Below are 16,376 nucleotides of genomic sequence, written 5' to 3' on the forward strand. Positions count from 1 at the left end.
ACTAGCGGCAGTCAGTGTTAATGTCTCAATCTTTCAGCAAGTGATCCACACGGATAAACGTTCTATGTTTGAAACAAAAACCATTAAGCGTCTTGTTTATCGACTCCCCGAAATGACGGCGGTCATGATCGTTGCTTTGCTGCTCTCCCTGTTTTACCTCATTGATGCGCATCGAACTCAAGGGATACAGGAACGGGTCATTAACGAGGAACAAGACGTACTCTCCGAGCAAGTGATCTCTTTTCGACACAACCTTGAAAAAGCGCTGAACTCCCTGACAGCGATGGCCAGTATTATCAACGCCGAACATAGCAACGCAGAAAAAGTCTTAAGCCTGATGACACTCGCCAAAGCACATCCTGAATATCGTCAGTTACGACACCTATCATCTGCCGGGATAGAGCTGTTGAGAATCAATCAATCCGATGGAGAGATTATTCAAGTGCCTCATCATCAGCTGCAAAACAAATCTGCACAGCGTTACGTAGAAGATGTTTTACAGCTGAATCCGGGGGAATATTACATCTCTAAATTCGAGCTAAATATCGAAAAAGGGGTGCTTGAAGTGCCCCATCGTCCAGTACTCAGACTCGCGCTCAGACTGGAACACGGCTTTATTATTATCAACCTCGATGCGACTGAGTTATTAGATCGCATCACCTCTCATTTTAGCGAACGCGCCAATAGCTGGCTGATTAATGGTAACGGTGACTGGCTAATTGGCCCCCAAAAAAACCTAGAATGGGGCTTCATGCTGGGGCAATCACATAAAATTGATGCTTACCTACCCCAGGAGCTAACACACTCGATCTTAACGGATCACAAGTTCTATAACATGCAGAGCGATCTCGAGTTGATCATTGCGGAGCATTTCAGTGATCACTTCAAAGATAGCCGACAATTACATTTCAATGAAGAGTTAATCTTTATTCGACGCTTCCCCCCAGCCTATATGACCGCGACCCTCAATCAGTCCCGCTTTCTCAATCTATGGGTGCTGGCGATATTACTCATCGGTTCTGCCGGCGCCCTCTTATGGCTGGTTCGCCTAACACAACGCTATCAGCGATTAATCTTTCTCAACAAAACCGATCAACAAGAACTTAATCGCCTCAAAGATCTCGCCGATTTTCTGCCTCAGCTAACCTGGACCTGCGATGCACAAGGTAGCTTCGACTTTATCAGTCAAACCTGGACCACCTATACCGGCGCACCGCGTACCGCATTAAAAGGCAGCGGCTGGTATGAATTTGTTCACCCTGATGATAAAGCCTTGTTGATGGATAGCTGGCAAGATTGCCTGCAATCAGGCCAAGACTTTGAGTGTCGTTTCCGAATCCGCTCACGCGAAGGACGCTATCGTATGTTTGATAACCGTGCCCGCGCACTAACTGCGGAGAATGGCAATATCTTGCGGTGGTTTGGCTCCAGCTCTGACATTCAATCGAGTCTGAATTATGAACAAACCCTTGAAGAGGAGAAGAAACAACTGACCAACAAGCTAGAAGCGAGCCAAGCATCACAACTGAAAGTATTGGCACGCCTCCAGGCAGCAACCGATTCAGCGGGAATCGGTATCTGGGAATACGCGGTTGATAACCAAGTATTTGTCTGGGATAAGCGAATGTATCAAGTGCACGGCCTAAGCAAACAATCGGGCGCGATGCACATTCATCAATGGCTAAAGCTGATTCATCCAAACGATGTGCAACACGTAAAAGAGCAATTTTCTGAGGCGATTAAAACCGGCTCTATTTTTAATGAAACCTATCGCATCATACGCCCTTCGGGTGAAACGATTTGGATCAAAGCCTACGGCGTTGCCACGCACTCCAGCCCCGATAAACTAAAAATAGTGGGCGTTAATCATGATGTGACCGATGTTCAGCTACTGACTCAGCAATTGAAAGATTCTAACCGTCAACTACATTCTGAAGTGAAAAATGTCCGTCAACTCGCCGATGCAAAATCCCGTTTCTTGGCCAACATGAGTCATGAAATTCGTACCCCGATGAACGGTGTGATGGGCATGCTAAGTCTATTACGTCAGGCACCTCTCGATCCCGAGCAGCTCTCCTATGCCGATAAAGCCTACACGGCTTCCGAACGTCTGCTAAACATTCTCAATGACATTTTAGATATCTCCCGTATCGACTCCGGTAACTTAGATCTCAAGCAATCTGACTGCTTACTGGAATACATTATTCAGGAGTCCGTCGACCTATTTGCGATCACCGCAGAAGAGCAGCAACTCAGCCTCAATGTTAACGTTGATCCCGCCATGCCGCTGTCGATTTATACGGATCAACTTCGGCTAGGACAGATACTCTCAAATCTCGTGGGTAACGCGATTAAATTCTCCTCTCCTGGCGATCACATCAACGTCAGCTTCAGGCCCGATCACTTTACTCCATCGAGTTACCGCCTGAATATCGATGTTAGCGATACCGGTATTGGCATCAGCTCAGAACAGCAGACGCTAATATTTAATGAATTTACACAAGCCGATGAGAGTACTACTCGGCGCTATGGCGGTACCGGTCTCGGCCTCTCCATCTGTAAGCGTCTCGTTTCGCTGCTCGGTGGTCATATTACTGTCCACAGCGAACTCGGAAAAGGTTCAACCTTCAGCGTCACCATTCCCATTACCCAACAGATAGAAAGCCCAGCATTACAGGATCTTCGAATAGCCGCTCCCCTGGAGGCGATTTTAGTCACTGAATCCAGCGACATTAGCAACATGATTCAAACCCATTTTGAACATTGGGGAGTCAATCTGCGCATTGCAGCGGGTCTCACTGAAGCATTTGATAGCGTTGCCGCGCAGATACAACAGCATAAAGCCTTTGCATTACTGACGGATTTAACCCCTCAAAATCAGCAGTTATTTCTCAGTCTCTTTGCCAAAAACAATCGTTCCAAGGCGATCATTTTGCAAAGCACGCTGACGTTTCTGTCTGCCAGCCATGCCTCGTCTCTGCGCTATACGTTACAAGACTTGGGCATACACACGCTGACTAAACCACTCACCCCTTCACGACTCTACAACGCACTTAATGAGCTAAGCGAAAAGGTCATTCCATCGAACAGTATTGACGTGTCTGATAAAGTGCAATACCCAGATCTGAAAGTCTTATCAGTCGATGATGTACAACTTAATCAGGATGTCATCAAGGGCCTACTCAATCCGCTAGGTATTCAACTACAACAGGTTAGCTCCGGTGCTGAAGCCTTAGCCTTAGTACGACAACAGCCAGTTGATGTTGTGCTAATGGATATTCATATGGAAGGCATGAGCGGGCTAGAAACCACTCAGGCCATTCGACAGTTACCGCAGATAACACAACCGCTAATTTTTGCGCTCTCGGCATCGGTGATGGAAGAAGATCAAAGTGCAGGTAAGCTCGCGGGCATGGATGAATATCTAACCAAGCCATTTCATCTGCAACATTTCATCAATGCTCTGCAGCGCCACGATATTACTGGCATCATTGCAAACACCTCCAGCGTCACGACGATCAGCCCTGCGGAAAATGATTGGCGATTGCCTAGTTTTATCAATCATCGTCAAGTGCTGATGCGGATGAACGGTGATAAAGAGATTCTGCACACCTGCATCAACAGCTTCATCGCTGGCTTTGATGGCTTTGATACGCAATTCTCGGAAGCCCTGCGCGCACAGGATCAGTCAGCAATAAAACGACTAGCCCATAAACTCAAGGGGGCCACGCTTAACATCGGAGATACCGAACTCTCACGACTGGCAGAAAGACAGGAACAGTTGCACACCGATGAGGAGCGACAAGACAATGCAATCGCCTTGCTCGGTCTATTTCAACGTCACTATCAAAAATTATCACTGCTGATGTGCGACCAGCAAACCACAGAAAACCCCGCTGACGATACCGCGATTAGCGAATCACAGCGTCAGCTACTGTTAGATCTCAAAGAGAAATTAACCCTACACGCCTATATAAGCTCACAACAACGCAAACAACTGGATATCTTGCTAACCGCTAAGGGTCACGCGGTGGTTGGCCAAAAAATATCCGCGGCATTACTGTCATTTGATTACGATGACGCCCTTGAACTGATAGATTCTCTCATCTAAGTCGCAGCCTATATTGAACACCCTAGGCTCGGTTAACCTGTATAAGCGATGCGCCTATAGCATGCTGCCATTACGTTCCGACCAGGTACTTAAGAAGCTTTTTAGCTGATCTGTTTGTGGCTCGTTAAACAGCCGATTCGGCTCACCTTGTTCGGCAATACGGCCATTGGCTAGAAACACCACCTGATCCGATACCTGCGCGGCAAAGCCCATCTCGTGAGTCACAATCACCATCGTCATTCCTTCCTGCGCCAATGACTGCATCACTTTAAGCACTTCGCCCACCAATTCAGGATCCAATGCCGAAGTGGGTTCATCGAATAGCATAATTTTAGGGTCCATGCCTAACGAACGGGCAATTGCTACCCGCTGTTGCTGGCCGCCTGATAACTGCCCAGGATAGGCATCTTGCTTATGTTCCATACCCACTTTGCTTAGCACGGCTAGGGCTTTTTCGCAGGCCTCCTTCTTACTCAACCGGCGCACACGTAACAAAGGCGACATAACATTTTCCAACACCGTCATATGTGGCCATAGATTAAACTGCTGAAACACCATACAGACATCAGTAAGATCCTGCTGTACAACCCGTGTCGGCAGTGATGACAAATTACCTTGAGCGTCCGAGTTATAACCGATCAACTTGCCACTCACCAACACCTCGCCACCATCATACTGCTCTAGAAAGTTGATGCACCTCAGCATGGTACTTTTGCCCGACCCTGAACCACCAATAATACAAACAACCTGACCATAATTAACGTCAAGATCGATCCCTTTCAACACCTGGTTATCACCAAAGCTCTTTTTTAAATCGACCAGTTTGATGGCCCGCTGCGTGTTTGTTGACATAATGCCTCCTGAACTCTCAAATTAGGTGCGAATAAGATAACCAGTGGCCTTGTTTTCACACCAACGCCCTGTCTTAGACACAGCAAAGGTAAGCAGCCAGTAAACCACGGCTAAAAACAGATAAGGCTCGATAACGGTAAAACTCTGTGTCGCCATACTGATCGCCGCGGTGGTCAGCTCTGGCACCGTAATAATCGATAAAATAGCGGATTCTTTAATCATAATAATGGTCTGATTGACCCCCGGTGGAATAATCAAGCCCAGCATCTGCGGTAACTGAATTCTAATCAGTACCTGCCAGCGAGAGAAACCAAGATCATACGCGGCTTCCAATTGTCCCGGTGGAATACTGGCAAAACCTGAACGATAAATTTCAGCGAAATAAGCCGCCACATACAGGCCTAAGCCGATAATGCCGACCTGTTCGGCGGTCATGTCCAACCCCACAAAAGGGCCACCGTAATACACTAAATAAACCTGCACCAGTAACGGCGTACCCCGAAACACGGTCAAATAGACAGCGTAAATAAAGGAGGTCACTCGCCATCCGAGACGATTTAAACCATACAGTAGCAGCCCACCGATCAACCCGATCAGCAACGCAATGGAACAGACATACAGTGTAAAACCCAACCCCTTTAGCAGAATGGGCCAGTAACTAACATATAAGCTTAGGTCCATAATTCTCTCCTAATGAGTGGTTAAGCGGGACTCAATATAGCGCCCCAACAGACTGATACAGCTAGTCAACAACAGATACAGCAGACCCGCCGCGACAAAGAACTCAATCGGCCGGTAAGTCGTAGATGAATACGTTTGTACAATTCTCATTAAATCCGTCACCGCAATGGTTGAGATCAGTGCCGAATTCTTGATGATATCGATGGTTTCATTGACTAACGAAGGAATCGTCCGTCTAACCACTTGCGGCAGTTCGATAAAATAAAGACGCTGCAACGGACTATAGCCAAAGCTCCAAGCCGCCTCACGCTGACCAGCAGGAATCATCTGAAAGCCACCCCGTAAAATTTCAGACTGAAAAGCCGCCGTATTCATCGACAAAGCAATAATAGCCGCCGCTATCGAGGGAATATCGATCCCCGCCAATGGCAAAAAATAGAACACGATCGCTAACTGCACTAATAAGGGCGTGCCCCGAAGTAGACTGATATAAACCGCACAAACATTTCTCAGCCACCCACGTGGCGACATTCGCCCCAAACAGAGTATCGCCCCGAGAACAAACCCAATACCGATGGACAATAACGAGACCCACGTGGTCATCCATAGTCCACTCAATAACGAGTCTGTGTGATCAAAAACGACACTGAAATCCACCATATTAGGCCTCCGCTAGCGCGGCTTTTTGACGTTGCTCTAACGCTTGCGCCGCTATACAGATCAACTCAAACATCACCGTAGCCCCCACCAGCGCAGTCGAACCGGTCGGATCAAACGGCGGTGAAACTTCCACCACATCGCCCCCCACCACATTCATGCCGGCTAGACCACGAATCATTTTCAAGGCTTCAAATGAACTATAACCGCCCACTTCAGGTGTCCCTGTACCCACCGCATAAGCTGGGTCGAGCGCGTCAACATCGAAAGTGACATAGGCGGGTGTATCCCCAACCAGTTGACGTATTTCATCAATCACCCCCTGCACGCCTAACTCGTAAAATTCATCCATATAGATGACGCGCATCCCACTATCATGACTAAAGCGCCAAATTTCACTGTTATTCACCGAACCACGAATACCAATCTGAATCGTCTTATGAGGATCGATTAATCCCTCCTCAACGGCTATTTTAAACGGTGAGCCGTGATGAAACTTAGACCCCAAGTAATTATCACCCGTATCACAGTGCGCATCAAAATGAACCAGCGCCAACGGGCCATCTTTCGCCAATGCGCGAAGAATCGGCAACGAGATCGAATGATCGCCACCCGCCGAGATCGGCAAGGCCCCAGCACTAACCACCTTCTCGAAAAATGCCTGTATAGAACGATGACTCGCCTCTAACTCAAATGGGCTTTCTGGCAACGCATCACCGACATCGGCAACGCGACACATCTCAAATGGCGCCACACCGGTGGTTTGATTAACCGAACGCATCAAACTAGATTGATTACGAATCTCACGAGGCCCGTGACGAGTGCCCGTCCGGTTAGTCACGCCACCATCAAAAGGCACACCGATTAAGGCAATATCAACCTCCGCCAACGACGGCTGATAAGGACAACGCATAAAGGTGGCAATACCACTGTAACGGGGCTGTTGTTGAGCATGATTATTCATAACGCGACCTCCTCGCGAGCATACACACTAGAACGATAAGCGCTCATAGCGGCATGACTTAAATTAGACACAGGCAGCCTATCTCACCCAAGACAAGGGCAGCCAAAAATAAGTAATTAGATAGTCATGCCTTGAGCACAAACCGATGCCCAAGGCTTAGGCTTAATACAGCGGAGCCGGTACACTGCCGGTGGGAATATCCATCGTGAAGCCAAACCACTTTTGTTGTAGCTCAGCCAGTTTGCCACTTTGATGTAGCTGTTCTATCCCATCACTGAAAAACTGCACCAATGACGCGGATTCAGCATCTTTACGACCAACCCAAGCATAATAGGTAGCGGGGCCAAACGGTGGCTGCACAATTTCAAACATATCTGGACGCTGTTTCACAATCGGCGCTAGGTTAGGTATCGCTTGTGGTACGACATCAACCCGCCGAGACGCTAACGCAGCATAAGCTTCGTTATAATCGGTGAACTCTTTAATCGCTTTATAGCCTTCGCCGTTCGGCGTCAGCTTTTTCTCTTCAAAGCTTTTGATCGCATTTAACTGCACTGAACCTGCTTGTGTGCCAATCACCATACCCGCCATATCTTCTGGCTTGGTAATGCGCTCATCCCCCTTACGCTTTAACATTGCCACCGCCGCGGTTGAGATCGGATAAGTGAAGGCGTAATTATCTGCCCGCGCCTTAGAAATGGTGAGCGATGTAGCGACAAAGTCATACCGCTTAGTATTTAGACCCGCGAGAATCCCCTGAAAGGGTAGATCCAGCTGCTTCAACTTCACCCCGGGTAACTGCTTCATGATTTCATCAAGAATATCTTTGCCGTAACCAACAATTTTACCATCCTGTAGCATCTCAAACGGGGCGTAACGCGCCTCCGTGGCAATAACAATTTCGCCCTTCTCTTTGATCTCATCCAATAGGTCAGCCTGAGCCACCGATGAAATCGCCGCACACATAATTCCCGCCGTGACTAACATTTTTTTAACACTCAGTGGCATGATGTTCATAGTCGTGACCCTCTATAAGTTAAGTACTGAACTCGATAGTAGATAGGGATCGATACAGCAACAAGCAGCGATTCCTAATCGCTACACATAAGAAAATCTAATGCACTGTTTTGCTACGCTTATGCCAAGCAAGTGCTTCAAATTAGTGCGTATCTCTACTTAAATAGTGTTCGTCTCAGCCTAAAGCTAGCAGACGAAACAAGCCCTCCAGCCGCCACTATGGTAAAACCAAGATGGCATGAATGATGCTGTAAAACCTTATACAACGGATGCGACAAGCCAAAGACGGCGGTATTCGGCCATCATTACTCATGGAGATGGGATTTGTTATTACGCCTCCCCCCCCTTGAAGCGTTACGCTATTTCGAAGTGTCTGCACGTCACCTAAGCTTTACGCAAGCAGCAGAAGAGCTGTGTTTATCACAAAGCGCCGTGAGTCAGAAAATTATTCAACTCGAAGAACTGCTCGGCTACCGCTTGTTTGAGCGCAAACCTCGGCAACTGATACTCACCACCAAAGGCGAACAGTTATTTTATTCCGTACAACAATCGCTTTTACAAATTCGCGACACCCTTAACACCATTGAAACACAGGCGCTGATGAGCCGACTCCAAGTGTACTGCATGCCTTCCTTTGCCAGCCGTTGGTTGATGCCTTGCCTCAATGACTTTCATTTACAATATCCCAATATTGATCTCCATTTAGTCGCTAACTTATCCGAGCCAAACTTTCATAGTGAAGAGGTGGATATAGGCATCTGTCATGGTGCCCGAGATCAACCCATTATGGAACAACGCCTCCTCTTCCGAGACTATATCTACCCGGTGGCCAGCCCCGAATTGGCGGCACAATTGGCGATGAAAACACCACAAGAACTCAATAAAGCCGTGTTATTACATGATTCCCTACCCCATGCGAAACTATCGACTTCGTGGCAGCGCTGGCTGGCAGAGCAAAATATAAAAGGCGTTGATTACAGCAATGGTTATCGTTTTAATCAGGCTGATTTAATTGTCCAAGCCGCGATTAACGGTCAAGGCGTTGCCTTAGGACGTCACGCATTGGTGGCCCGAGAAATTGCTCAGGGTCGATTGGTGCCTTTATTTGATACCATCACCGAAGATGATGGCGTGTACCTTGTGTGCCTCAAGAAACTGCTTGAGCGGCCCAAAATAGCTAACTTCTTTGCTTGGATGGAACAGCAGGCTCGACTGTTCGAACAGCAATATAACGCCGAACAACTCATCGCCTCAAAGCGCTATAACGTCAACTCTTGATAGGCCACGAATAGCGCCATAAAGACATAAACTACAATATTGCGCCTATAAAATTCGCACCTTCCCTAATAATATGATGGGTCTATTGTATTAAGAGAGCCATTTGATATGACTCTGATGTCTCGCCCATATTTCGACTCATTCGATCCACACTCAACGTTACGATTTTCATCCAATGCCGCTTAACGATCCAAGTCCCATTTTCATAGCTAACTATAGAGGCTTAAAGCGGTCATCATACCGATGCTGTTGTGCACCACTGTTTTTCAGGGGGTTATCGTCGGTTTTCGACCAAGATATCTGCGAGTGACGTTAAACGTTCAATAGAGGCTAAATCCGCCATTAAATTAGCCTATAACGTCAGTTTTTAGTTTTCATGCTGACTCTAAATTTATCAACATCAGTTCGTTAACGGATATTAAAGCGCGAACTATTCTATTTCATATCAAATATAAACCGTTAATAGCCGCTTAATCTCTACAGTTAGTGATCATCAGAAAAAGAGCATTACTTCGCGTGCTGTTCAAGACTCTTCGTTCAGTTACCGGCGACCAGAAACTTATTACCATCGTTATTACCCGGCATATTCGGCCCATCAACGATAACCACCTCTTCATTGTTATAGAAAGCTACCGCTTGAGTCTCTATAGCCACTACACTGGATGATGCACTAGCTACTCCTGTAGCCAGTGCCATGCTGATTATCGTAAAAACTGTTTTCATACTCCGTTCCTTGATAAATAATTTAAGTCAATCATCTTACCTAGTCACTGGGAATGACTCATGAATGACTGCGTAATAACTATTTGTTACCTACAAACAGTGCTGAGCTATAGCTGCTTCCAGGCAAATTGGAGGTTTCCATTACCGCAGCACTGATTGAGTGAGGTGTCGTTTGTACGTCAACGCCACCCAGTTGACCCACTTCAAAGTTAGTCGCTGATACGGTGCCTGCAGCGAGAGAAGAGGCCAATGCGATGGTTGTGATAAGTGTTTTCATGATCTATTCCTTAAACAATTTAACTGAAAGGTTTTGGTTATTACGGGCGGATTATTGATTACCGATAAAAAGTGCTGAGCTATAGCTGCTACCCGGTAGATTAGGGGTGTCAGTCATTGCGACATCGCCAGAATGATCATTAGAGGCATCCTGTACATCGATTTTCCCGCCGATCTGTCCCACTTGAAAATTAGTCCCTGGCGAGTTAGGAGCCACGACATTCACTGCATCGGTAGAATGATACTGAGATGTTTCTTGTACATCGACGCCACCCAGCTGGCCTACTTCAAAATTAGTCGCTGATACGGTGCCTGCAGCGAGAGTAGAAGCTAGTGCGATTGTTGTCATAAGTGCTTTCATGATCTGTTCCTTCAATACTTAAATTAAAATCTGATAAAAATGACTTACTTGTTGCCGATCAACAGTTCTGAACCGTAATGATTCGTTGGCAAGTTAGCGTGATCGACAGTTACCAGCTCTTCGCTGCTGTAGTGAGAACCGTTCTGGATAGTCGTACCGCCACCCAGCTGACCCACTTCAAAATTAGTCGCTGATGCGGTGCCTGCAGCGAGAATAGAAGCCAATGCGATTGTTGTCATAAGTGCTTTCATGATCTGTTCCTTCAATACTTAAATTAAAATCTGATAAAAATGACTTACTTGTTGCCGATCAACAGTTCTGAACCGTAATGATTCGTTGGCAAGTTAGCGTGATCAACAGTTACCAGCTCTTCGCTGCTGTAGTGAGAACCGTTCTGGATAGTGGTACCGCCACCCAGCTGACCCACTTCAAAATTAGTCGCTGATGCGGTGCCTGCAGCGAGAATAGAAGCCAATGCGATTGTTGTCATAAGTGCTTTCAAAATATGTTCCTCAATATTTCCATCATGTATTCATGAGTGCGCCTGATTATTAATTGAGCACAACTAACTTGCGCACAACCAACTTGAGAGCAATCTTATTTCGGATTAGCCTTGCATGCAAGTTAATTGCGAACAATATATATAAAAGTTAGGAATAAACTAATGACAAAAATAAAATATGGGGCTTGCTATCGCTCAATAGCTTTAGTGTCTAGTGCCATGAAAACACCATGAGACGTGCTTATCGGGCAGTATTGGAACGCTAAAGCCTGACTACCTGCAGCTCCTCGCCCTGCGAGTACGCGGGAGTATAAAAAGGTGAAATGTAAAAATACTGGGTGAGAAACGATACATAAACTCAGGTACAGCACCCCTTACTCAAACAAATGGCAGCAAAGGACCGAGTATTATGGGAACGACGTAGCATCATGAACGTGTATTTTTCACTGTCCTCAACTAGGCTAAGCCTTCATACAGTCAGCATTTCTACGACAAGCCAGATGACAACCTTTCGCTCGTGGTTTGCGTAAAATCGTATTCCCTTAAATGACCTTAGCAAGTAACGACTGCCTTATTAGTTGTTGCCCACGAAAAGTGCTGAGCGGTCGCGGTTACCTAGATAAGTTAGCAGGCTCCACCGTCCTACGCCGATAGAATAATTCTGAGATCTAGCCTATATATCGGTATCGTCAAACCCTATTGAAAATTAGTCACTGGCACAACAGCCAGGCTAATGCGGTCATTGTGATAAGTGACTACAGTGTATACTCCTCAATATTGGTTCGATCTTTTATTCATGCTAATATCGAAGGGTTGGTTGAGCACAACAAACTTGCGCGCAACTAACTTGCAAGCAATCCTGTTCTGGAATAAGCTCCTATACACGTTAATTGCAGGCAATATAAAAAAAATAGGAACACACTAATGACAGACAAGATTGAAGAGACCTTACTTAAACCAGAAAACCTACCGTGCTTTTCCCTGTACAGCGCAGCCAATGCGATGGTGCGTTCCTATCGGCCCGTCCTAGATGAACTGGACCTGACTTACCCGCAGTATCTAGCCATGCTGGTGCTTTGGAACGGAGATGCGCTGAATGTAAAAACATTAGGTGAAAAACTACACATGGACTCAGGTACAACCACTCCCTTGCTAAAACGAATGGAAGCAAAGGGTTTGGTATTACGTGAACGGTGCACACAGGACGAACGTGCATGTATTGTGCGTCTTACTGAATCAGGCAGGGCTTTAAAGCAACAAGCCATCAAAATACCTAAAGTAATGAGCGCTAAAATCACCATCTCACCAGAAGAAGGGATGGCTTTAAAGGATTTATGTGACAAATTGCATGATGGCCTAGTCGCTAACGCTCACTAACGTGAGATCCGACTACCCTACTTCAAAATGATCGAATGCCTGCAGTATTAGATACTGACTATTTGATGTAAAAATAGCCTCAGGCATGAAGGTTTATAATCGATAACAACTTTTCAAATGTTTGAAACGGCTCATATATCACTCAATGAGCTGAGGACTTCCCTTGAGTGTCGATTAAATCAGTCATCACAGAACTGGCTATCGATACCGATAGGCGCCAATTCACTTCCCGATCACCCTATATTTATTCGCATAAAAAAATATACATAGCGCTAAAGCGCTCGTTTTGATGCTTTACTCTCATAAGAAGGCCCATCCTTGGAGCCACTTAAACGCTATTATTTAGCACTCGCGGATAAAACGAAAAAAAGACCATTTAAATCACAGCAAGATTGTTCGAAGCCTTCAGGTCAACAATCCCTCGACCTTATGTAGTTGATGAGAGTGACTTGTTATCGCTCAAATACCGACAACTCCATCAATAAAAATCTCTATTAAATTGAGCATTCCTATTAGGGAAGGTCTAAACTAAAAAGCCCCGCTATTGCGGGGCCTCTGCCATTACCAACGATGTAAAACGTAACGCTTTACATATTTAAAAGTCTAGAACGGGATATCATCGTCAAAATCATCCAACCCTGGCGCTGGCTGAGGAGTTTGAGGCGCGGCTTGAGGTGCCGGCTTTTGATAATTTTGTTGCGGCGGTTGCTTGTCTACTGGCGGTACTGAAGAATTTATAATGATGACCAAGCTGAAATCTTTGCTAGAAATGTATCTGCCCGATTGCGATCCAGAGCAGAGCCCTCAAACACTGCTGCCTTTAGCCTCAGCGGCGCTGATGGTGGAAGTACGGCTCTCAGACTACGAACGTAAACCCGACGGAAATGGGGATTGTCATTCCCTGCGAGAAATCAGGCGTTAATGCAAACCGCAGCGACTATCGACCGAGTAACTTGGTCCTCTATTGCTGTCTTAACAAGCAGAATCAGATGAAATTTATTCTACCGACCGATCCCTGCCAACCTTGCACCATATTGAGACACTCATAGCGCCAAAGCTCCCTTAAAGACCAACCCGTCACTCTTCCTTTCTAGTTCTCCTCCCTATTCCACTTACCTATCAGCCAAAAGCCTCCTCGTTTTATGCCGGTATAGTATATGCATACTAGTTATTGAGTCAGGTTCAGGCAGGCCTATGCTTTGCGCCGAATTCTCTGCACAGGCCGTCTTGATTTGATCCAAACGTGTCTTCACCAAGAGGGCATGAACGATGAAAACTAATCAGGAGGAAATCATGTGGTTGTCTGTAGATCTAGACGGGACCTTTTTAGGTGGAACGTTGGAGGATCGCCAACAGCTTTATCAACTCATTTCTGCTCACCCAGACATCGGACTTATCTTTGTAACAGGCCGAGGTCTCGAATCAGTCATCCCTTTACTCTCAGACCCCACAATACCGCAGCCTAGTTTTATCATCTGCGATGTAGGTTGTACCGTAGTCGATGGTAAATCTCTTCAGCCGGTGATCGAAGTCCAAGGGGGCATTGACGAAATATGGCCCGGTGAATACGCCATTCAGGAAGCGGTTGAGAACATCCCCGGACTGGTTCGTCAAGATGTACCCCAGGAACGCCGTTGTTCCTATTTTGCCGCTCCAGATGTGATCGAGGAGTGCATTGCCGAACTCAAGAAAATAGGCGAGTCTCTGGGTTGCGATGTTCTTTATTCTGCGAACTGGTATTTAGACTTCCTTCCCTCCGACGTTAATAAGGGTTCGACCCTCTCCGCACTACTTAAGCATCTAAATATTGCCAAAGAAGATGTGATGGTCGCCGGGGATACGCTCAACGACCTTGCAATGTTCGAGCACGATTTTAAGGGGGTTTGCGTCGGAGAATCGGAAGCCGCTCTGCTACAGGCAACCGAAGGCAAAGCCCGCGTATACCATGCTCAAGCACCGGGAGCCGGTGGTATTATTGAAGCTATAAGCTACTTTGGATTTCTTGGAGAAGAAGGCATTGATGCCGAGGCTCGTGACGAAGTCAAACCAGGAACCTCTGATCTGGTCATTGTCTATCACCGTCTTCCATTTGAAGAGTATATTGAAAACGGTGCTCTAAAGCGCCGTAATCACAGATCGCCTAACGGCATCATTCCCACCCTGGCGAGCTTTTTTAAGGATGGAAAGAAAGGTGCTTGGGTCGCTTGGTCAATAAAAGACGAGTCCTTGAACAAGTTTGAGACCCACGTTGATGTCGATAAAGAAGAGTACCCCAATCTCGTAGCCGCTCGTGTGGCATTAACCAAGAATGAGGTGGATATTTTCTATAAACGCTTCTCCAAAGAAGCGTTCTGGCCCACACTGCATACATTTTGGGAGCGTGCCACATACAATGATGACCATTGGCAGGTGTTCTGCAAAGTCAACCGTAAGTTCGCAGAACAGACCGCAGCAGAAGCATCAGAAGGCGCGACGGTCTGGTTGCACGACTACAACCTTTGGATGGTACCAGCATATCTGCGAGAATTACGCCCAGACCTGAACATTGCCTTCTTCCACCATACCTACTTCCCTTCGGCGGATGTATTTAACGTTTTACCATGGCGAAAAGAAATTATTGGCAGCCTATTACAGTGTGATTACATCGGCTTTCATATCCCTCGTCAGTCGGAAAACTTTATCGATGTTGCCAAGGGTGTCATGCCGTTTGACGTGGTCGAGCGCACCGGCTGCGCACCACGTTTTCTAACCTACGGATGCGCCGTCGGACTGGATGAGATGACTACAGAGATCCGCATGGCCGATCGTACCATACGGCTTGGCGCACATCCGGTTGGGCTTGATTTAAACCGTGTTCAATCCGCACTGGAGAACCCTCTCATTCAGGAACGTATGACAGAACTGCGCAATGAGCTTCAAAACGTAAAAATGATGCTGTCGGTGGAGCGCTTAGATTACACCAAAGGCATACTGGCGAAGCTTGAAGCCTATGAAAAGCTACTAGAAGCACACCCAGAGCTACATGGAAAAGTAACCCTGGTTACCATCTGTGTGCCCGCGGCCAAAGAGATGACCGTATACGACGAATTGCAGAGCGAAATAGAGCAAGCCGTTGGACGTATTAATGGCCGCTATGCCCAAGTTGGCTGGACTCCCCTTCAATTTTTCTTCCGCGCAGTACCGTTTGAACAGCTGGTAGCCTACTACGCTATTGCTGATTTGATGTGGATTTCACCGTTACGAGATGGTCTTAATTTAGTAGCCAAAGAATATATCGCGACTCAAGGAATGACCGATGGAGCCGGTGTACTCGTGCTGTCAGAATTTGCCGGTGCCGCTGCAGAAATCAAAGGGGCTGTTTTATGCAACCCGCATGACCCAGCTGAAATGTCGGACACCTGCTATTTTGCCCTATGCATGCATCGCAAGGATGCCAAAGCACGCATCAACGAAGCATACGAAGGCGTTAGTTATTACGACCTTGCTTACTGGGGGGATGATTTCCTCAAGGCAGTATCTAAAACCGCCGATAAAAACGCTAAAGGCCAACTATCTCTAGCTAAAATTGCCTGACATT

15 protein-coding genes are annotated in these 16,376 nt (G+C 46.6%); 5 read left to right on the forward strand and 10 right to left on the reverse strand.

Features of this window, described 5'->3' with window-relative positions; translation table 11 throughout:
* Nucleotides 1–64: 64 nt before the first annotated feature.
* Complete coding sequence (locus tag Q4488_RS09775) at nt 65–4,111, forward strand: PAS domain-containing protein (protein WP_303580294.1); 4,047 nt, start codon at nt 65–67, stop codon at nt 4,109–4,111.
* A gap of 54 nt (nt 4,112–4,165) precedes the next feature.
* Here the strand turns inward: Q4488_RS09775 and Q4488_RS09780 are convergent, their stop codons facing one another.
* The 5 genes from Q4488_RS09780 to Q4488_RS09800 all read right to left on the reverse strand — a co-directional run bounded on the left by Q4488_RS09780 (nt 4,166) and on the right by Q4488_RS09800 (nt 8,282).
* Entirely contained in the window at nt 4,166–4,963 is a 798-nt protein-coding gene (locus Q4488_RS09780) for an amino acid ABC transporter ATP-binding protein (protein WP_303580295.1), read from the reverse strand.
* 21 nt (nt 4,964–4,984) lie between these two features.
* Nucleotides 4,985–5,644 (reverse strand): amino acid ABC transporter permease, encoded by a 660-nt coding sequence (locus Q4488_RS09785; RefSeq protein ID WP_303580296.1) that lies wholly within the window; start codon nt 5,642–5,644, stop codon nt 4,985–4,987.
* 9 nt (nt 5,645–5,653) lie between these two features.
* Nucleotides 5,654–6,304 carry an amino acid ABC transporter permease gene (locus Q4488_RS09790; protein ID WP_303580297.1) on the reverse strand — a complete coding sequence of 217 codons (651 nt, stop codon included), beginning with the start codon at nt 6,302–6,304 and terminating at the stop codon, nt 5,654–5,656.
* 1 nt (nt 6,305) lies between these two features.
* Entirely contained in the window at nt 6,306–7,265 is a 960-nt protein-coding gene (speB, locus tag Q4488_RS09795) for an agmatinase (protein WP_303580298.1), read from the reverse strand.
* Between the two features lie 162 nt (nt 7,266–7,427).
* Nucleotides 7,428–8,282 (reverse strand): transporter substrate-binding domain-containing protein, encoded by an 855-nt coding sequence (locus tag Q4488_RS09800; RefSeq protein WP_303580299.1) that lies wholly within the window; start codon nt 8,280–8,282, stop codon nt 7,428–7,430.
* A gap of 324 nt (nt 8,283–8,606) precedes the next feature.
* Here Q4488_RS09800 and gcvA point away from each other — a divergent pair, with 324 nt between their 5' ends.
* Nucleotides 8,607–9,560 carry a transcriptional regulator GcvA gene (gene gcvA, locus Q4488_RS09805; RefSeq protein WP_303580300.1) on the forward strand — a complete coding sequence of 318 codons (954 nt, stop codon included), beginning with the start codon at nt 8,607–8,609 and terminating at the stop codon, nt 9,558–9,560.
* 537 nt (nt 9,561–10,097) lie between these two features.
* Here gcvA and Q4488_RS09810 read toward each other — a convergent pair.
* The 5 genes from Q4488_RS09810 to Q4488_RS09830 form a co-directional block, all read right to left on the reverse strand.
* A complete protein-coding gene (locus Q4488_RS09810) occupies nt 10,098–10,283 on the reverse strand; it encodes a hypothetical protein (protein WP_303580301.1) in 186 nt (61 codons plus the stop codon).
* Nucleotides 10,284–10,362: 79 nt separating this feature from the next.
* Nucleotides 10,363–10,560 carry a hypothetical protein gene (locus tag Q4488_RS09815; protein ID WP_303580302.1) on the reverse strand — a complete coding sequence of 66 codons (198 nt, stop codon included), beginning with the start codon at nt 10,558–10,560 and terminating at the stop codon, nt 10,363–10,365.
* Between the two features lie 51 nt (nt 10,561–10,611).
* Nucleotides 10,612–10,920, reverse strand: a complete 309-nt coding sequence (locus tag Q4488_RS09820) for a hypothetical protein (protein WP_303580303.1) — start codon at nt 10,918–10,920, stop codon at nt 10,612–10,614.
* Between the two features lie 44 nt (nt 10,921–10,964).
* Nucleotides 10,965–11,171, reverse strand: a complete 207-nt coding sequence (locus tag Q4488_RS09825) for a hypothetical protein (RefSeq protein ID WP_303580304.1) — start codon at nt 11,169–11,171, stop codon at nt 10,965–10,967.
* A 44-nt stretch (nt 11,172–11,215) separates the two neighbouring features.
* Nucleotides 11,216–11,422 (reverse strand): hypothetical protein, encoded by a 207-nt coding sequence (locus Q4488_RS09830; RefSeq protein WP_303580304.1) that lies wholly within the window; start codon nt 11,420–11,422, stop codon nt 11,216–11,218.
* Between the two features lie 924 nt (nt 11,423–12,346).
* On the opposite strand from Q4488_RS09830, the gene Q4488_RS09835 reads away from it, so the two are divergent.
* The 3 genes from Q4488_RS09835 (at nt 12,347) to ggpS (ending at nt 16,372) form a co-directional block, all read left to right on the forward strand.
* Nucleotides 12,347–12,799, forward strand: coding sequence for a MarR family winged helix-turn-helix transcriptional regulator (locus Q4488_RS09835; RefSeq protein WP_303580305.1), 453 nt, complete (start codon nt 12,347–12,349; stop codon nt 12,797–12,799).
* Between the two features lie 739 nt (nt 12,800–13,538).
* The gene (locus tag Q4488_RS09840; RefSeq protein WP_303580306.1) at nt 13,539–13,721 is read left to right on the forward strand and encodes a hypothetical protein; all 183 of its coding nucleotides are present in this window, start codon (nt 13,539–13,541) and stop codon (nt 13,719–13,721) included.
* A 347-nt stretch (nt 13,722–14,068) separates the two neighbouring features.
* Nucleotides 14,069–16,372 (forward strand): glucosylglycerol-phosphate synthase, encoded by a 2,304-nt coding sequence (ggpS, locus tag Q4488_RS09845; RefSeq protein ID WP_303580307.1) that lies wholly within the window; start codon nt 14,069–14,071, stop codon nt 16,370–16,372.
* Nucleotides 16,373–16,376: the final 4 nt, after the last annotated feature.

It is taken from the genome of Amphritea sp. 1_MG-2023 (assembly GCF_030547545.1).
Taxonomy (GTDB): Bacteria; Pseudomonadota; Gammaproteobacteria; order Pseudomonadales; family Balneatricaceae; genus Amphritea.